Source organism: Streptomyces yongxingensis (assembly GCF_055597465.1).
This window is the reverse complement of record NZ_CM145717.1, coordinates 7883005-7900819: the sequence shown is the minus strand read 5'-3', so window position 1 is coordinate 7900819 and position 17815 is coordinate 7883005. Positions and strand designations below refer to the sequence as shown.

15 protein-coding genes and 2 pseudogenes are annotated in these 17815 nt (G+C 72.4%); 11 read left to right on the top strand and 6 right to left on the bottom strand.

The window, feature by feature from the left end:
* Positions 1-14: 14 nt before the first annotated feature.
* Positions 15-533, top strand: a complete 519-nt coding sequence (locus ACZ6TD_RS33850; protein WP_471358261.1) for a DUF4240 domain-containing protein — start codon at positions 15-17, stop codon at positions 531-533.
* A 56-nt stretch (positions 534-589) separates the two neighbouring features.
* On the opposite strand, the pseudogene ACZ6TD_RS33845 reads toward ACZ6TD_RS33850, so the two are convergent.
* Positions 590-792 (bottom strand): annotated as a pseudogene (locus ACZ6TD_RS33845) (GNAT family N-acetyltransferase); the annotation flags it as partial.
* Between the two features lie 107 nt (positions 793-899).
* Between ACZ6TD_RS33845 and ACZ6TD_RS33840 the strand changes: the two are divergent.
* Both ACZ6TD_RS33840 and ACZ6TD_RS33835 read left to right on the top strand, forming a co-directional pair.
* Positions 900-1790 (top strand): TIGR01777 family oxidoreductase, encoded by an 891-nt coding sequence (locus ACZ6TD_RS33840; RefSeq protein ID WP_471344306.1) that lies wholly within the window; start codon positions 900-902, stop codon positions 1788-1790.
* 246 nt (positions 1791-2036) lie between these two features.
* On the top strand, positions 2037-3380 hold the full coding sequence (locus ACZ6TD_RS33835; RefSeq protein WP_471344304.1) for an NAD(P)/FAD-dependent oxidoreductase: 1344 nt from the start codon (positions 2037-2039) through the stop codon (positions 3378-3380).
* Here the strand turns inward: ACZ6TD_RS33835 and ACZ6TD_RS33830 are convergent.
* Positions 3360-3833 (bottom strand): annotated as a pseudogene (locus ACZ6TD_RS33830) (IclR family transcriptional regulator); the annotation flags it as partial. The gene ACZ6TD_RS33835 and the pseudogene ACZ6TD_RS33830 sit on opposite strands and share 21 nt — an antisense overlap.
* Before the next feature lie 199 nt (positions 3834-4032).
* Between ACZ6TD_RS33830 and ACZ6TD_RS33825 the strand changes: the two are divergent.
* Both ACZ6TD_RS33825 and ACZ6TD_RS33820 read left to right on the top strand, forming a co-directional pair.
* Positions 4033-5406, top strand: coding sequence for a cytosine permease (locus ACZ6TD_RS33825; protein ID WP_471344303.1), 1374 nt, complete (start codon positions 4033-4035; stop codon positions 5404-5406).
* Positions 5403-6704 carry a M20/M25/M40 family metallo-hydrolase gene (locus ACZ6TD_RS33820; RefSeq protein WP_471344302.1) on the top strand — a complete coding sequence of 434 codons (1302 nt, stop codon included), beginning with the start codon at positions 5403-5405 and terminating at the stop codon, positions 6702-6704. Before ACZ6TD_RS33825 ends, ACZ6TD_RS33820 begins: the two co-directional genes overlap by 4 nt.
* On the opposite strand, the gene ACZ6TD_RS33815 is transcribed toward ACZ6TD_RS33820, so the two are convergent.
* Positions 6676-8070 (bottom strand): MFS transporter, encoded by a 1395-nt coding sequence (locus ACZ6TD_RS33815; protein WP_471344300.1) that lies wholly within the window; start codon positions 8068-8070, stop codon positions 6676-6678. The two genes, ACZ6TD_RS33820 and ACZ6TD_RS33815, sit on opposite strands and share 29 nt — an antisense overlap.
* 703 nt (positions 8071-8773) lie before the next feature.
* Between ACZ6TD_RS33815 and ACZ6TD_RS33810 the strand changes: the two genes are divergently transcribed.
* The gene (locus ACZ6TD_RS33810) at positions 8774-9535 is read left to right on the top strand and encodes an ArsR/SmtB family transcription factor (RefSeq protein ID WP_471344299.1); all 762 of its coding nucleotides are present in this window, start codon (positions 8774-8776) and stop codon (positions 9533-9535) included.
* A 15-nt stretch (positions 9536-9550) separates the two neighbouring features.
* On the opposite strand, the gene ACZ6TD_RS33805 is transcribed toward ACZ6TD_RS33810, so the two are convergent.
* Positions 9551-11233: a regulator gene (locus ACZ6TD_RS33805; RefSeq protein ID WP_471344298.1), complete on the bottom strand. Its 1683-nt coding sequence runs from the start codon at positions 11231-11233 to the stop codon at positions 9551-9553.
* Positions 11234-11439: 206 nt separating this feature from the next.
* Here ACZ6TD_RS33805 and lipB point away from each other — a divergent pair, with 206 nt between their 5' ends.
* From lipB to ACZ6TD_RS33785, 4 genes are all read left to right on the top strand, one after another.
* Positions 11440-12264 (top strand): lipoyl(octanoyl) transferase LipB, encoded by an 825-nt coding sequence (gene lipB / locus ACZ6TD_RS33800; protein WP_471344296.1) that lies wholly within the window; start codon positions 11440-11442, stop codon positions 12262-12264.
* Between the two features lie 177 nt (positions 12265-12441).
* A complete protein-coding gene (lipA, locus tag ACZ6TD_RS33795) occupies positions 12442-13392 on the top strand; it encodes a lipoyl synthase (RefSeq protein WP_191069571.1) in 951 nt (316 codons plus the stop codon).
* A gap of 254 nt (positions 13393-13646) precedes the next feature.
* Positions 13647-13844 carry an SCO2195 family GlnR-regulated protein gene (locus ACZ6TD_RS33790; RefSeq protein WP_471344295.1) on the top strand — a complete coding sequence of 66 codons (198 nt, stop codon included), beginning with the start codon at positions 13647-13649 and terminating at the stop codon, positions 13842-13844.
* A gap of 10 nt (positions 13845-13854) precedes the next feature.
* Complete coding sequence (locus tag ACZ6TD_RS33785) at positions 13855-14535, top strand: DUF4191 domain-containing protein (protein WP_210949750.1); 681 nt, start codon at positions 13855-13857, stop codon at positions 14533-14535.
* 164 nt (positions 14536-14699) lie between these two features.
* Here ACZ6TD_RS33785 and ACZ6TD_RS33780 read toward each other — a convergent pair whose 3' ends face one another.
* A complete protein-coding gene (locus tag ACZ6TD_RS33780) occupies positions 14700-15167 on the bottom strand; it encodes an RDD family protein (protein WP_471344293.1) in 468 nt (155 codons plus the stop codon).
* A 255-nt stretch (positions 15168-15422) separates the two neighbouring features.
* Between ACZ6TD_RS33780 and glnA the strand changes: the two genes are divergently transcribed.
* Complete coding sequence (glnA, locus tag ACZ6TD_RS33775) at positions 15423-16832, top strand: type I glutamate--ammonia ligase (RefSeq protein ID WP_452883771.1); 1410 nt, start codon at positions 15423-15425, stop codon at positions 16830-16832.
* A 93-nt stretch (positions 16833-16925) separates the two neighbouring features.
* Here the strand turns inward: glnA and ACZ6TD_RS33770 are convergent, their stop codons facing one another.
* Positions 16926-17516 (bottom strand): Ig-like domain-containing protein, encoded by a 591-nt coding sequence (locus ACZ6TD_RS33770; protein WP_471344292.1) that lies wholly within the window; start codon positions 17514-17516, stop codon positions 16926-16928.
* Between the last annotated feature and the right edge of the window lie 299 nt (positions 17517-17815).

Below are 17815 nucleotides of genomic sequence, written 5' to 3'. Positions count from 1 at the left end.
CTGGTCCCGTGATGATGGACGAGACGGAGTTCTGGGGGCTGGTCGACGGCGCTCGGGAGGCCGCGGACGGCGACCCCGAGGACCAGTCCGACCTGCTCGTCGAGCAGCTGTCACAGCTCGACCCCGACGCGGTGCTGGACTTCGCCCGGCACTTCGAGGCCCGCTCCCACCGGGCGTACCGCTGGGATGTGTGGGGCGCCGCCTGGGTGCTGCTCGGCGGGGTCAGCGACGACGCCTTCGAGGCGTTCCGCTACTGGCTGATCGGCCAGGGCCGGGAGATCTTCGAGGGCGCGCTGCACGATCCGGACGCGCTCGCCGATCTGCTCGAGGACTTCGACGAGCGGGTGGACGGCGACTGCGAGGACCTGGGGTACGCGGCGGACGAGGCGTACGAGCGGTTGACCGGTGCGCCCCTGCCGGAGCTGGGGCTCCCGCCCATGCCCCGGGAACCCATCGGGGAGCCCCTCGACTTCGAGAGCGAGGCGGTGCTGGCGGAGCGGTACCCCCGGTTGTGGGAGCGCTTCAGGGCCTGACTGCCTGACGTGCCCGGTTGCCCCGGTTGCCCGGTTGCCCGGCGCTCGGCAGCGCCTCAGCGGTCCAGCGGGCGCCCCATCAGCACATCGTCCACGTACTCCCCTCCAGCAGGAACTCCCCCGGCAGCACGCCTTCCACCGCGAATCCCTCCGGCGCGTACAGCCGCCGTGCGGGCGTGTTGTGGCCCAGCACCCGCAGGGTCATGCGGGTCGCGCCCTGCCGCCGCGCCTCCTGGTACGCGGCGCCGAGCAGCGCCCGTCACCAACGTCCCCGGACAGCACACCTAGGGCTGGGGCATGCGGATCACTGTGCCACGCCCGCCCGTTGTCCGACATCCCTCCCGTGATCGGGGGCAGGATGGGGCCATGCGTATCGCGGTCACCGGTTCCTCCGGGCTCATCGGCACGGCACTCGTCCGCTCGCTGCGCGAGGACGGCCACCAGGTGGTGCGTCTGGTGCGGCGTCCGCCGCGTGCGGAGGACGAGGTGGAGTGGGACCCGCGGCGGCAGTGGGTGGACACCTCCGGGCTGATGGGCTGTGCGGCCGTGGTCCATCTCGCGGGCGCGGGCGTCGGCGACCGGCGCTGGACCGACGCGTACAAGAAGGAGATCCGGGACAGCCGGGTGCTGGGCACCGCCGCCATCGCCGAGGCGGTCGCCTCGCTGGACACCCCGCCGCGGGTGCTGGTGAGCGGGAGCGCGGTCGGGTTCTACGGTGACACCGGGGAGCGCGCGGTCGATGAGAGTGCGCCCCCTGGCCACGGTTTCCTTCCGGACCTCTGCCAGGACTGGGAGGAGGCGGCGACCGCGGCGCAGGAGGCGGGCGTCCGTACGGTCTTCGCCCGGACCGGTCTGGTGGTCTCCGCCGAGGGCGGGGCGTGGGGGAAGCTCTTCCCCTTGTTCAAGCTGGGGCTCGGCGGGCGGATGGGCAGCGGCCGGCAGTACTGGAGCTTCATCGCGCTGCGGGACCACATCGCCGCGCTGCGCCACATCCTCGATACGCCCGAGCTCACCGGGCCGGTCAACCTCACCGCCCCGACGCCGGTGACCAACCGCGAGATCACGGCCGCCATGGGCCGGGTGCTGGGCCGCCCCACGCTCTTCTCGGTGCCCGCGCCCGCGCTCCGGGTCGCCCTGGGCGAGATGTCCGGGGACGTCCTCGGCAGCGTCCGGGCCGTCCCCCGCCGCCTCCTGGACTCCGGCTTCACGTTCACCTGCCCGCATGTGGACGAGGCGATCAAGGCAGCGCTCACGTAGGGGAGTTGGGCGCTTCTCGCCCCCCTTCCGCTCTCCCTTCACCCGGTCGCGGGCCGTTCGATGGCGGTGTGCGACTGGTGTGCGACCGGTGTGCGCCCGTGCCCGGTCGATGCGCGTCTGGCAACGACCGTTTTTGTCCGTACTGTCAAGACCGTCTCGCCGAGCCGACTCGCGGGACCCACGCATCCGGACCGCCGGTCGGGGCAGCAGCCCCCGTGACGGACGCACCGACCTCGGGGAGGACACGTGCTCAAGCGCGCGCACCGCACGGACGTCGTCATCGTCGGCGCCGGGCTCGCGGGGCTGGCCGCGGCCCATCGGCTGACCGGCGCGGGAGTCGCGGTCACGGTGCTCGAGGCCGCGCCCCACGTGGGCGGACGGATGACCACCGAGACCGTGGACGGCTTCCGGCTGGATCGCACCGGCCATCTGATGAACACCTCGTTCCCGGAGTTGCGGCGCACTCCGGGGCTCGGCGCCCTCGCCCTGCGCCCCTTCGCCCAGGGGGTGCTGGTCCACAGCGAGGGCCGTACGCACCGGGTGGACACCCCCCGGAGCATGAGGGGCGCATTCACCACGGCACGCGCCCTCGCGAACGCCGCCCGCGCGCCGCTCGGCAGCGGGCTCGATCAGGCCCGACTCGGTGCCGCGCTCGGCAGGCTCGCCGCCCTGCCCGCGGACCGCCTGCTCGCCCGCCCCGACCGGCCGGTCTCCGAGACCCTGGGGGGGCGGGGCCTACCTGCTCGTACGGTCGAGGGGGTGCTGCGTCCGCTGCTCGTGTCGCTGCTCAGCGACCCGGACCTCACCACTTCCAGCCGCTGCGCCGACCTCGCGCTGCGCGGCTACGCACGCGGCCGCCTCTGCCTCCCGGCGGGCGGCGCGTCCACCGTTCCCGAACTGCTGGCGGCCGCGCTGCCGCCGGGGACGGTCCGTACGGGCGTCCGGGCCGTATCGGCCTCCACCACCGCCGTGGCCACCGCCGAACACGGCGAGTTCGGCTGCCGTGCGGTGCTGGTGGCCACCGGGGCGCACGACGCGGCCGGGCTGCTGCCCGGACTGCGGGTGCCGGCCTTCCACCCGGTCACGGTGGTGCACCACACCGCCGACCGGCCGCCGCTGCGCGAGCCCGCGCTGATACTCGCCGCGGGCGGCGCGGGCCCGGTGGCCCACACCATGGTGGCCAGCGAGGTGGACCCCTCGCGCACCCCGCCCGGCCGGGTGCTGATCACCTCCACGGTGCTGGGCAGCTCCGCCGCGCTGCCGACCGCCGAGCTCGACCGGGCCGTCCGGGCCCAACTGGCGGCGGTGTACGGGACGTCGACGGCGGCCTGGGACCTGCTGGCCGCCCACCACGACCCGTACGCCGTCCCGGCCATGCCCGCACCCCACGACCCACGCCGCCCGGTGCGGCTGCTGTCCGGGCTGTACGTCTGCGGCGACCACCGAGACTCCAGCACGGTCCAGGGCGCCCTGGCCTCCGGACGCCGAGCCGCCCGAGCGGTCCTCAGCGACTTCGGCGCCCCTCCCGGATCGGGGTCCGACACGACCACCGGCACCGGCCCCGGCTCCCTACCCGCCGCGGCGGCCTGAGCCGCCACCCCGTGTTCGCGGCGTCCGGCCGGCGCGCTGCGGGGGCGTGGTGAGCCGGCTCTCCAGCAGATGGGCCGCCTGCAGCAGCGCCTCGAGACGGTCCTCCGGACCGTCCCGGAAGCGCTCCTCCGCCCCGCCGAGGCTGAGGCTTCCGTACGGTTCGCGGCCGGGGAGGAAGGCGTAGTACGACGTGGAGGTGGCGCCGGCGTGCGCCGGATACAGCTCCCCGACCAGCGGGTAGTAGCGCAGCGGCCCCGACCGGCCCTCCACCGCCGCGATGCAGCGCATATGGAAGTTGTCCGGCACGCACAGCAGGGCGTGGTCCCCCGTGCTGCGGCACAGCTCGTCCAGCACCGGCCGGGCCAGCAGTTCCAGCGTCCCGGAGCGGTCCCACAGCCGTCCGAGCCGCAGCGCCGCGGGGCCGATGTGATAGCGACGTCGGAAGCCATCGGTCTTCTCGGAAGCCATCTAGGGAACGTCCCGGGAGTCCATGGAATGTCTCACCATACGGACGTCCGTTGCGGATATCGGGAAACCATTGCGCTGAACGGTACCTGAAGCGGACCCTGCTGGAACTTACGGCGCCGGCCGCTCTGGACTTCCACGACGAGGTGGAGTTCGCCACCCTCATCGCAACCGCTACGGAGTCCCGATGGCATCCGCCTCGTCCCCTCCCCGGAAGAGTTTCGGCAGTGACGACCACTCCCTCTCCCGGGTCCCCCGCGACCAGCGCCTCGGCTTCTGGACCATGCTGCTCCAGTGGCTCGGGCAGTCGGGTTCGCTCTCCCAGTTCACCCTCGGCGCCACCATCGGCGTCGGAATGACGTTCGGCCAGGCGTTCCTCGCCTTCACCCTCGGCGCGGTCATCCTCGAGGTGGTCATCTTCGCGATCGGCCTGGCCGGGATGCGCGAGGGGCTGGCGACCCCGCTGCTCACCCGCTGGATCGGTTTCGGCCGCAATGGCTCCGCGCTGGTCAGCTTTGTGATCGCGCTCAGCCTCGTCGGCTGGTTCGGCGTCCAGAACACGATCTTCGCGACCAATGTCACCGCCCTGGTCGGTGGCTCCCCCGTGCTGTGGTCCGCGGTCGCGGGTCTGGCGATCACCGTTCTGGTGATCTTCGGCTTCCGCTCCATGGCCCTGCTCGCCAAGATCGCCACCCCGCTCTTCTTCGGCCTGGTCGCCTGGTCCATCATCGGCACTCTCAGCGACCATTCGGTGTCCCAGCTGATCAACTCGCCGGCTCCGGGCCCGCACATGCCGCTCGCTGTCGCCGCCACCGCCATCGCGGGCGGCTATATGACCGGCGCGATCGTCGCCCCCGAGATGACCCGCTACAACACCAAGGGCTCGCACGTCTTCATCCAGAGCGCGTCCTCGATGATCCTCTCCGAGTACATCGTCGGCATGACGGGTGTCCTCCTGGGCCACCTGGTCAAGAGCAGCGATGTCTCCCACATCGTGCTCTCCACCTCCGGCGCGGTCGGCGCGGTGGTGGTCATCCTGGCCACCGCGAAGATCAACGACTGGAACCTCTACGGCTCCTCGCTCGGCGTGGTCAACTTCTTCCAGGTCGTCTTCGGCAGGCGGCTGCACCGCGGCGTCGTCACGGTGGCCCTCGGCCTCGCCGGGACGGCCCTGTCCGCGGCCGGCGTCATGGAGCACTTCACCGAGTTCCTGTCGGTACTCGGCATCGCCATCCCACCCATCGGCGGCATCATCGTCGCCGAGTACTGGGTGGTGCGGCGGATGCGCCTCCCGCTGGACGAGACCCGCGCCGCCCAGACACTGCCCGCGACCTCCCCGACCTGGGTGCCGATGTCGCTGGTCATCTGGGTCGCCGCGTTCTGTGTCGGCAAGTACGTGACCGTCGGCATCCCGGCCCTCAACTCGCTGGGCACCGCGTTCGTCCTGTACTGCGGCCTCGGTCTGCTCGGCTGGATCAAGCCGTACGGCACCTCCGCCCGCGAAGACGCGGACCAGGACCTTCCCACCACCCGTCAGGCGACCCCCGCAGGAGCGGCATGACCACCCCAGCCGAAGCCGAGGTCGTGGACCTCTGCGCCGAACTGATCCGCTTCGACACCTCCAACCCGACCAGCGACGAACGGGCCTGTGCCGAATGGGTCCAGGCCAAGCTGGCCGAGGCCGGTATCGACTCGGAGCTGATCGAGAGCGCCCCGGGCCGGGCCAGCGTCATCGCCCGTATCGCCGGTACGGACCCCTCGCGCGGCGCCCTGCTCGTCCACGGCCATCTCGATGTGGTCCCCGCCGATCCGCACGAGTGGCGGGTGCACCCGTTCGCCGGGGAGATCCGCGACGGCTATCTGTGGGGCCGCGGCGCGATCGACATGAAGGACACGGTGGCCGTCATGCTGGCGACCGCCCGCCATTTCGCCCGCACCGGTGTGCGTCCGCCCCGCGACCTGGTCCTGGCGTTCCTCGCCGACGAGGAGGCCGGGGGCCGGTTCGGCGCGCACTGGCTGGTCGAGCACCGGCCCGAGCTGTTCGACGGCGTCACCGAGGCGATCGGCGAGGGCGGCGGCTTCTCCTTCGCACTCGACGACACCCGCCGGCTGTATCCGATCGAGAATGCCCAGCGCGGCATGGCCTGGATGGAGCTGACCGCCACCGGCCGGGCCGGCCACGGCTCCTCGCCGAACGACGAGAACGCGGTCACCGACCTCGCCGAATCCCTCACCCGGATCGGCCGGCACACCTTCCCGGTCCGCCTCATCGAACCGGTCCGCGCGCTGCTCGCCGAGACGGCGCGGCTGTACGGGACCGAGTTCGACGACACGGACCAGGCGAGCATCGAGGCGAGCCTGGACAAGCTGGGCCCGGTCAAGGACTTCATCCAGGTGGTGCTCCGCAACTCGGCCAACCCCACGATGGTCAGTGGCGGCTACCAGACCAATGTGATCCCCGGGCGGGCCACCGCCCGGGTCGACGGCCGGTTCCTGCCCGGCCATGAGCAGGAGTTGCTCGACACGGTCGACGCGCTGCTGCTGCCGTCCGTCACCCGCGCGTGGGTCAACCACGACATCGCCCTGGAGACCCCCTTCGAGGGCCCGCTGGTCGACGCCATGTGCGCGGCGGTGCGCGCCGAGGACCCGGACGGCCACCCCGTGCCGTACTGCAACCCCGGTGGCACCGACGCCAAGGCGTTCACCAAGCTCGGCATCCGCGCCTACGGCTTCAAGGGGCTGCGGCTGCCGCACGACCTCGACTACGGCCGTCTCTTCCACGGCGTCGACGAGCGCGTACCGCTCGAAGGGCTGCGCTTCGGCGTACGCGTCATGACGCGTCTGTGGCGGAGCTGCTGACCGGCGCGGTGCCGGCGGCAGGCCCTGACACCGCCGCCAGCACCGCGCCCCCCACGAAGCATCCGGCCGCGATCACGGCGGACAGCCGCATCCCGGCGTAGAAAGCGGAGTTCGCGGACGCTGCCGCGAGGGTTCCGAACAGGGCCACGCCGATGGCGCTGCCCAGTTGCCGCGCCGCGTTGAACGCGCCCGACGCCGCGCCGCGCACCTCGTGCGGCGCGGCCTCCATCGCGGCGATCGTCGCCGACGGCATGGTGAACGAGGTGCCGAACCCGGTCAGCAGCAGCGGCACGACCAGCAGCGCATACGGCGTGTGCGGCCCCACGGCCGCCCAGCCGAGCAGCCCCACGGCCCCGGTCAGCAGCCCCGCCACGGCCGGGACATGGGTGCCGACACGCGCCGCGACCCGCCCGGACAGCGGCGAGGCGAACGCCACCAGCGCGCCCATCGGCAGCAGTGCCAGACCGGTGGCGAGCGGGTCCCAGCCCCGGTGGCGCTGGAAGTAGAGGGTGGTGAGGAAGAGCAGCCCGTAGAAGCCGAGGTTGAGCAGCCCCCCCACGGCCAGGGCGGCCGGGAACCGGAAACCGGTCAACAGGCGCGGTGGCAGCGCGGGCGCCGCCGCGCGCCGCTCCAGCCACAGGAACAGCGCCCCCGCGAGCGGCGCGGCCGCCAGCGCGCCGAGCACCAGCGGATCGGTCCAGCCGCGCCCTCCCGCCTCGTTCAGCCCGGCCGTCAGGGCGGCCACCGCGAAGACGCCGGTGAGCTGGGCGGCGAGGTCCAGCGGCGGACGCTCCGCGCGCGGGCGCGTGGCGGGCACATGGCGGACGGTGAGCCAGATGGCGAGCGCGCCCAGCGGGATGTTGACGAGGAACACGGTCCGCCAGCCCACGCCCCACACCAGCACCCCGCCGAGTACCGGACCGGCCGCGGCGGCGACCCCCGCGATCCCGCCCCACACCCCGAACGCCCTTGCCCGCGCGCCGGGTTCGGGATGCAGCGCCCCGAGCAGCGCGAGCGAGGCGGGCACCATGGTCGCCGCCCCGGCCCCCTGTGCCAACCGCGCGCCGACCAGAAAGCCCGCGGTCGGCGCGAGCGCGCAGGCGGCGGAGGCCACCGTGAACAGCCCGAGCCCGGCGAGGAACACCCGCCGATGGCCCAGCCGGTCCCCCAGCCCACCGCAGAGCAGCAACAGCCCGGCGAAGACGAGCGTGTACCCGTCCACGATCCACTGCAGCGCCCCCTGCCCGGCCCCCAGCCCGGCCCCGATGCGGGGCACGGCCACGTTGACGACGGTGACGTCGAGGATGACCAGGAAGTAGCCAAGGCATATGGCAAGCAGCGGCCCCTTCCGCACGGCACCCGTCACGGGCGGGTCCGAGGATCGCGGAGGCCGGTGTGTGGAGCTGTACGTCCTCATGCCTCCACCCTCACCCCAGATCCCTTCGGTACCGACCGAACCGTGGTGCGCCCAGGACGCGCGAGAAGAGCGGGCGAGGGCCCGTCGCGCGGCCCTCGTCCCCTGACCCCGGCCCCTGCCCGGCCCGGCCCCGGGCGCGCCAGGGCCCGCAGCCCGCAGCCCGCCCGCGCGCAGCGCAGGGCGCACGGGCCGATGTGCTGTGGCGCGGCCCACGCCGCCGAGATACACGCGGCCGCCCGCCACGCTCCGTGGCGGGCGGCCCGTATGGCGACGCTCCGGCCGAAAGTGCGCATGCCCAGGCACGCAGACAGCGGGGCAGCGGCCCGGCGCCGCACTCGGCCCGCCGAAGCGCGGCGCGCCGGCAGCCCTGAGGCCGCCGCCGGAGACCCGTAGGGCGAGGCCGCCAGGCCCGGAGCGCCCAGCCCGGAGCGCGCAGCTCGGAGTGTGCCGCCCAGGGCACGCAGGCCGGGGCGCGCACGCCGAGGCGCCGCGACCGTGCCGCCGAGAACGCGCGGAGCCCGAGGCGCCCAGCCCGAAGCGTCCAGCCCAAGGCGCGCGCGCCGAGGCGGCGCGGATCGTGCCGTCGAGGATGCGCGGGGCCGCCCGCCACACTTCGTCCGGCGCCGAAGCGACCCCGTCCTACGCTGGAACCATGGCCACCACCACGGATGCCCGTGACGCCGACATCGCTCGCGCGGCCGCGGCGATCGCCGACCCGTCCCGCGCTCGCGTCCTGCGGGCGCTGCTGGAGGGGCGGGCGCTGCCCGCCAGCGTGCTGGCCAGTGAGGCCGGGGTCAGTGCTTCCACGGTGAGTGGGCATCTGGCCAAGTTGCTGGAGGCCGGGGTGGTGCGGGTCGAGCGGCATGGGCGGCATCGGTACTACCGGCTGACCGGTCCCGCCGTCGGCGAGGCGCTCGAGGCGCTGGCCAGGATCGCCCCGCCGCTGCCCATCACCTCGCTGCGGCAGAGCACCCACGCACACGCCCTGCGCCGGGCGCGCACCTGCTACGACCATGTCGCGGGCGCCCTCGGCGTGGCCCTGATGGCGGCGCTGCTGGAGCGCGGGGTCCTGGAGGGCGGCGACGGGCGCTTCCACCCCGAGACGGCGGAGGGCGACCGGCTGTCAGCCCCGGGCAAGGACACCACGTACCGGCTGACGGCCCCGGGGCGCGCGGAGCTGGCGGCGTTCGGCGTGGACGCGGACGGGACCGCCGGGCGCCGCCCGCTGATCCGCTACTGCGTCGACTGGACCGAGCAGCGCCACCACCTCGCCGGGGCCCTGGGAGCCGCCCTGACCGACCGGCTCTTCGCGCTGGACTGGATCCGCCGTGGCAGCCGCCGCCGCGCGATCGACCTGACCGATGCCGGTCGCACCGGCCTGGAGCGCACCTTCGGCGTCGTCCTGGACGCCTGAGCGGCGGCAGCCCCCCTACCCCAGCGCCGCCACCCGCTCCCGGTAGCCCCGTACCGGTGCCGCGTCCCGGTACGGCTCCAGGCGGCGCTCGAAGTCCCGTACGTACTCCGCCGCCCGCACCGACCGCATCTCCGACGCCTGCTGCGCCGCCTCCGCGCCCAGCTGGCACGCCTGCTCCAGCTCGCCGAGGCCCAGCCGCGCCGTCGCCAGCACCACCCGGCAGAACAGCCGGCTGCGCGCGAAACCGGCGCCGTGGAGCTGGAGGGAGCGCTCCGCGTGCTGGGCGGCGGCGCGGTACTGCTGAAGATCGCGGTGGCAGTGGCCGAATTCGTCGGCCAACTGAGCCTCGTCGAACAGCCGCGCCCAGTACGGCACCTCGTCCCCCGGCCGGGCCGCCTCCAGCGACCGCTCGGCGCGGGCGAGCGAGGCGGTGCACGCGCGCACCTCGCCCAGGACGCCGTGGCCGCGCGCCTCGATCGCGTGCAGCAGCGACTGCAGCACCGGCGGGGCGCCGCCGCCGACCCCCTGCTGAGCCACCCGGGCCAGTTGCACGGCCTCCCGCCCATGGCCGAGATAGACGGCCTGGCGGCTCATCGTGACCAGCACATAGCTGCCGTACGTGCGGTCCCCGGCCGCCTGCGCCAGCCGCAGCGCCTGCACGAAGTAGCGCTGCGCCAGGCCGTGGGCGGCGATGTCGAACGAGGTCCATCCGGCCAGCCGGGTCAGATCGGCGATCGCGCCGAACAACCGCCGCCCGGTCGCCTCGTTGTACGAGCCGCGCAGCATCGGCTCGCCCTCGTGCTCGAGGTAGCGCACCAGGGCCTGCCGGGCGTGGCCGCCGCCGTACGTCTGGTCCAGCGCCGCGAACAGCTCGCCGACCGAGCGCAGGGCCGCGATATCGCCGGAGGTCACCCGGTAGCCCGGCCCGCGCCGGTCGCGGTCGTGGCGCCGCTGGCGGGGCAGCGGCGCCCGGCCCTGAGGGCCATGAGCGCCGTGAGTGCCATGAGTGCCATGAGTGCCGTGGGCTCCGTGAGGCCCCTGGGCGCCGTGAGCGCCATGGGCGCCCTGACCGACCGCGCGCCCCGCTGCCGCCCCCGCAGGGCCGCCCACCGGGCCACCTGCCCGGCCGCCCTGCGCGGGCAGCCGCCCGGCCCCGGACCCGGCCGCCCCGGCGACCCCGGCCCCCGGCCCGGTCCCGGCTCCCACCGCCGCCCCCGCCGGAGCGGCCCCCGCCGGTGGCTCACCGCGCGCCACCCGGTCGTCGGGCCGCCCGATCAGCCAGTCACGGCTGGGGACGACGAGACCCGCCGGGGTGAACGCGATCTTCCGCAGCTCCGCATGGCTTCCGGAGTCCTTGCGCCACAGCCCGCTGACGATGTCCACCGCCTCCTGCGGGGTGGCGGCGAACTCCAGCCCCGCGTAGACGGGCGCACACGCGTCCAGGCCCAGGTCCTGGGCGGTCAGCCGGCGTCCCAGCCGCCGGGTGAACACCTCGGCGATCAGCGCCGGGGTGGTCCCGCGCGGCTGCTGTCCGCGCAGCCACCGTGTCACCGATGTCTTGTCGTACCGCAGGTCCAGGCCGTGCTCCAGTCCGAGCTGGTCCACTCGCCGGGCGAGCCCAGCGTTGGAGAAGCCCGCCTCGGCGATGAGCGCGGCGAGCTGACGATTGGGAATGCGCTGTGGGGGTCGTTCCGTCATCAGCCTGCCGGTCTCCCTGATCGCTCTGTGGAACGGCGCGAATGTAACCGCCGCTCGAGGGCTGATCGCGGCCGTCCGGCGGCATTCATCCGATCGTGTGAGAACGAGCCGGGTGCGGACGTAAGGGGACACGGTCGTACAGTGGCGGGGGCGCCGCCGCGAGGCTCCGCCACCCCCATCCGACGCGGGTCGAGAAGGAGCTTGCCGTGACCGCCGTGACCACGTCTTCCCCGGGGTCGGCCCCCGGTTCATCGGCGCTGGCTTACGTCCACCTGGGCTTCGGCGCGGACGCCGTGGACTACGAGGAGGCGTGGCAGGAGCAGCGCCGGGTGCACGCCGCCCGCTTCGCGGACGAGATCCCCGACACCTGCCTGCTGCTGGAGCACCCCCCGGTGTACACGGCGGGGCGGCGCACGGCCGACAGCGAGCGTCCCCTGGACGGCACCCCGGTGGTGGACGTGGACCGCGGCGGCAAGATCACCTGGCATGGCCCGGGCCAGTTGGTCGGCTATCCGATCCTCAAGCTGCCGCGCCCGGTGGACGTCATCGCGCACGTCCGCCGCCTGGAGGAGGCGCTGCTGCGCACCTGTGCGGAGTTCGGTCTGGAGACCACCCGGGTGGAGGGCCGCAGCGGGGTGTGGGTGCTGGGCGACCCGGTGGACCAGCGCCCCGCGCTCGGCGGGCTGAAGTTGGACTTCGACCCGCGGCTGGAGGACGAGGAGTTCGACGCACGGCTGAACGGGCCGGAGTACGCCCCCTCCAACGCCGGGCAGCGCCGCGAGGACCGCAAGCTGGCCGCCATCGGGGTGCGGATCGCCAAGGGCGTGACGATGCACGGCTTCTCGCTCAACTGCAATCCGGACAACACCTGGTTCGACCGGATCGTGCCGTGCGGCATCCGGGACGCGGGGGTGACCTCGCTCTCGGAGGAGCTGGGCCGGGATGTGCCGATCGCCGAGGTGCTGCCGGTGGTCGAGCGGCATCTGCGGGAGGTCCTGGAGTCCTCCGTCCCGCTGCCGCGCGCGGTCTGACCCTCCCGGGTCTTCCCGCCCGTCGCGGGAATGCGTCCTCGCGGCGTTCGGTTGCCCTGGACGTAAATCCGTACGAACCACGGGCGTACCCTGGTGACCGCCGACGATTGACAAGCCCGCCGGCAAACTCGCCACGCCGAGCCGCCAAGCACAGTCAAGCAAAGAGGAGTGCCGGACGTGTCCGCAGTCGCACCCGACGGACGCAAGATGCTGCGCCTGGAGGTCCGGAACAGCCAGACCCCCATCGAGCGCAAGCCCGAGTGGATCAAGACCCGGGCGAAGATGGGGCCCGAGTACACCGAGCTGCACGGCCTGGTGAAGCGGGAGGGCCTGCACACCGTGTGCCAGGAGGCGGGCTGTCCGAACATCTATGAGTGCTGGGAGGACCGCGAGGCGACCTTCCTCATCGGCGGCGACCAGTGCACCCGGCGCTGCGACTTCTGCCAGATCGACACCGGCAAGCCGCAGGCGCTGGACCGCGACGAGCCGCGCCGGGTGGCCGAATCCGTACGCACCATGGAGCTGAAGTACGCGACCATCACCGGCGTGGCCCGTGACGATCTGGAGGACGGCGGCGCCTGGCTCTACGCGGAGACCGTGCGCCAGATCCACTCCCTGATGCCGGACACCGGCGTGGAGCTGCTGATCCCGGACTTCAACGCGGTCCCCGAGCAGCTCGCCGAGGTCTTCTCGGCCCGCCCCGAGGTGCTCGCGCACAACGTTGAGACGGTGCCGCGGATCTTCAAGCGCATCCGCCCCGGCTTCCGTTACGAGCGCTCGCTCGAGGTGATCACCAAGGCGCGCGAGGCGGGTCTGGTCACCAAGTCCAACCTGATCCTGGGCATGGGCGAGGAGCGCGAGGAGATCAGCCAGGCGCTCCAGGACCTCCATGACGCGGGCTGCGAGCTGATCACCATCACCCAGTACCTGCGGCCGTCCCCCCGGCACCACCCCGTGGAGCGCTGGGTCAAGCCCCAGGAGTTCGTGGAGCTCAAGGAGGAGGCGGAGGAGATCGGTTACGCGGGCGTCATGTCCGGCCCGCTGGTCCGCTCCTCGTACCGCGCCGGCCGTCTGTACCAGCAGGCCATCGAGCGGCGCAATGTCGCGGTGGCTTCTCAGGCCGTCTGACTCTCCGTCGTCGCCCCGCCGTCACGTTCCGTCGGCGGTCGGCCGTGTGAGCAACACGCTGTGTGATTGCGAGCACACACAGATTCGAGGGCTTCCAGAACGCCGCAGGTCAAGGTCGGAATACGGGCCGCAGCAGGGTTTCATCGGTGTTTGACCGGCCAGTCACGCACTGGTAACACCATTGGGTAACGATTGAGCCACGCACCGCTTATACGTTGTGCGTAGCGATCATCCGCCGCTTCCGAGGGGTACCCATGCCGGCTGCGCCCGTACGCCCGTCCGTCACCGACGCGCTCCTCGTCCTGGAAGGTCTGCTGCTGCGCGGCGGGCAGCGCACCGCCCGCCGCAACGCCTGGACGGCCGTGCTCGAGGACCGGCGCCGGGCCAAGGACCGGGACGAGGCCGAACACGTGCTGGAGGCCGTGTCCACCGAGGCTTCCCAGGCCACGTAAACTTCGCTGTATGGCGAGGAAGGAAACATCCGAGAACCCCGGGCGGCTGAAGCAGATCGCCCTGACCTACAAGATGACCAAGCGGGTCGACCCGAAGGTCACACTTGTCGTCGCCGGCGTGGGGATTGTCACCTTCGGTGTCCTTCTCGCGATCGGCTTCTGGATCGGCCACCCGATCTTCCTGGGCATCCTGGGCTTCGTCCTGGCCTTCCTCGCGATGGCGATCATTTTCGGCCGCCGTGCCGAGCGGGCCGCCTTCGGACAGATGGAGGGTCAGCCGGGCGCGGCCGCCGCGGTGCTGGAGAACGTGGGCCGCGGCTGGTCGGTGACCCCCGCGGTGGCGATGAACCGCAACCAGGACGTCATCCACCGCGCGGTGGGCAAGGCGGGCGTCGTGCTGGTCGCCGAGGGCAACCCGAACCGGCTCAAGGGCATGCTGGCCGCCGAGAAGAAGAAGATGGCGCGCATCGTCGCGGACGTCCCGGTCCACGATGTGATCGTCGGCTCCGGCGAGGGCCAGGTCGAGATCAAGAAGCTCCGCACCACGCTGCTGAAGCTCCCCCGGGTGCTGCCGGGCGCACAGGTCACGGTGGTGAACGACCGGCTGCGCGCGCTGGGCGACCTGATGAGCAACATGCCGATTCCGAAGGGCCCGATGCCCAAGGGGATGCGGATGCCGAAGGGGCGCTGAGCGCTCCCCTCACCGAAACGGATGAGACGGCGGCCCGGACGGAGAGTCCGGGCCGCCGTTTCGTATGTCGGGCCGCCGTTCGTATGTCGGGCCGCCGTTCCGTGGGTAACGCCGTCGCCTGCGCGTAACGCCGTTGTACACAATCTCCGGGCGATACCAGGGGCTCAGACCCTGATCTGCACCGCGCGGGAGAGCCGGTCGTGCAGCCCGCGGGTGTCGCGGTCCCAGACCACCGCCGGGATGACCAGCACCAGCAGCACACTGCGCAGCACGGCCCGCGGCAGGCTCAGCCGCACCCCGCCCTCGCCGATGACCCGCAGCTTCAGCAGCAGCTTGCCCGGGGTGGCGCCGACGGTGCCCACGGTGACCAGGCTCAGCACCAGGAAGACCAGCAGCGCCCAGTTCCCGGCCACCTGGGCGTTACGGCCGGACAGCAGCGCGTAGGAGACGAGCAGGCACAGGCCCCAGTCGATGAAGAGCGCCCCGAAACGGCGTCCCAGCGGCGCGATGGAGCCCGGTCCGCTCTCGGGAAGACCGAGGCCCTGGCCCCGGTAGCCGAAGTCGACGCCCATCTCCTCGGCGGCCGCGCGGGGCCCGGAAAGCCACGATCCGATTGCTTGCCTCTTGTCCACCCGTCTACGTTACTGCGACCGCATACGTTCCCCCGGCCGGACCCCTTCCCAGCGGTTCCCGCGGCCCCGTACGGCGCCTTTTCCGAGGCCACGAGGCCCCCGCGAGCGCCCCCGAGCCGGTTAACCTGGGTGAAACAAATGGGTCATGCCCGGGAAATCCCGTCTGCCTATGGTCGGCGGGAGCGCGCCACCGCACATGGAATCGCGCCACCGGACAGATCCCCGTCCCACCGCGGCCGGGCTAGGAGGAGTTGGATGTTCCAGAACGCCGACGACGCTCGGAAGTTCATTTCGGACGAGGACGTGAAGTTCGTCGATGTCCGTTTCTGTGACCTTCCCGGCGTCATGCAGCACTTCACCGTACCGGCGGAGGCGTTCGACCCGCACGAGGAGCTGGCCTTCGACGGCTCGTCGATCCGCGGCTTCCAGGCGATCCACGAGTCGGACATGGCCCTGCGTGCCGACCTCTCCACGGCGCGTGTCGACCCGTTCCGCCGGGACAAGACCCTCAACATCAACTTCTTCATCCACGACCCGATCACGGGCGAGCAGTACAGCCGTGACCCGCGGAACATCGCCCGGAAGGCCGAGGCGTACCTCGCCTCCACCGGCATCGCGGACACCGCGTACTTCGGCCCGGAGGCGGAGTTCTACGTCTTCGACAGCGTCCGCTTCGAGACCAAGGCGAACGAGGCGTTCTACCACATCGACTCCGAGGCGGGCGCCTGGAACACCGGTGCGCTGCAGGACAACCGCGGCTACAAGGTCCGCTACAAGGGCGGCTACTTCCCGACCCCGCCGGTCGACCACTTCGCCGACCTGCGCGCCGAGATCACCCTCGAGCTGAACAAGGCCGGTCTCCAGGTCGAGCGCCAGCACCACGAGGTGGGCACCGCCGGCCAGGCCGAGATCAACTACAAGTTCAACACGCTGCTGGCGGCGGCCGACGATCTGCAGCTGTTCAAGTACATCGTCAAGAACGTGGCGTGGAAGAACGGCAAGACCGCGACCTTCATGCCGAAGCCGATCTTCGGCGACAACGGCTCGGGCATGCACGTCCACCAGTCGCTGTGGCAGGGCGGCTCCCCGCTCTTCTACGACGAGCAGGGCTACGCGGGCCTGTCGGACACCGCCCGCTACTACATCGGCGGCATCCTCAAGCACGCCCCGTCGCTGCTGGCCTTCACCAACCCGACGGTGAACTCCTACCACCGCCTGGTCCCGGGCTTCGAGGCGCCGGTCAACCTGGTGTACTCGCAGCGTAACCGCTCCGCCGCGATGCGTATCCCGATCACCGGCTCCAACCCGAAGGCCAAGCGCGTCGAGTTCCGCGCCCCGGACTCCTCCGGCAACCCGTACCTGGCCTTCTCCGCCCTGCTCCTCGCGGGTCTGGACGGCATCAAGAACAAGATCGAGCCGGCCGAGCCGATCGACAAGGACCTCTACGAGCTCGCCCCCGAGGAGCACGCGGGCGTCCCGCAGGTCCCGACCTCCCTCCCGGCCGTCCTCGACTCCCTCGAGTCCGACCACGAGTTCCTCCTCCAGGGCGGGGTCTTCACCTCCGACCTGATCGAGACCTGGATCGACTACAAGCGCACCAACGAGATCGCCCCGCTCCAGCTGCGTCCGCACCCGCACGAGTTCGAGCTCTACTTCGACGTGTAAGCCGTGCGCGCTCTGTGAGCCCTGCCGGCTCCGTCCGAGCCCCCGCCACCGCCCCGATGGGCGAGGGCGGGGGCTCGGTGGTGTGGGGGTGGATCACGCCGTCGGGTTGACGGTCTGGGTGTCGGTGCCGGAGGACGGCAGGAAGCTGGTGTCGCCGTTGTAGAGGGCGATCACGGGGTGGGTGCCGGCGCCCAGGGTGTTGAGGGACAGGGTCGCTACGCCCCCCGACAGCGGCTGGACGAAGGCGCCGCCGCCGGAGCCGCCGATGATGAAGGTGACCGTGCCGGTCGGGACGCCCGCGCCGGGGGCGACCGGGGTGACGGTGGCGGTGAACGTCACCGAGTCGCCCTGCGTGGACGGATCCGGCGACGAGGACACCGATGTGGTGGTGGCCGACTGGACGACGAGGATGACGTTGGCGCCGGTGGACGGGGAGAAGTTGGTATCACCGTTGTAGTTGCCGAGGACGGCGTGGGCGCCGACGCTCAGGTTGGGGACGGTGACCGAGGTCGTGCCGCCCGCAAGCGTGCCGTTCAGGGTGGGGCCGCCGGTGATGACGAAGGTGACGGTGCCGGTGGGGGTTCCGGTGCCGAGCGGGATCACGGTGGCGGTGAGCGTGACCGACTGCCCGAAGGTGGCGGGGTTGGGTGAGACCGTGACCAGGGTGATCGTGGGCGTAGCCATGGGTGGCCCTCCAAGTGGTGTGGGGTGGTGGGCCGTTACTCGCCACGCATGCGGGAAAACGCCGCGGCGGCGCATCGGCGGTCAGGGGGTGCGCGCGTACGGCGATCCACGCGGGGGCATCCCGCGTCGCCGTCCCCCGGCAGATGTGGAACCCACCGGTCTGTAGCACCAGTAGGCGCGCGACTCGCCGTCACCCGCCAGGGAGGTGCCGCCGAATTACCCCGGATAGCGGAGCGCTCGGCGGCCTTCCCCGCGCACACCATCCGCCCCGTGCGGCGCGCGTTCCCCGTGGCCAGGGC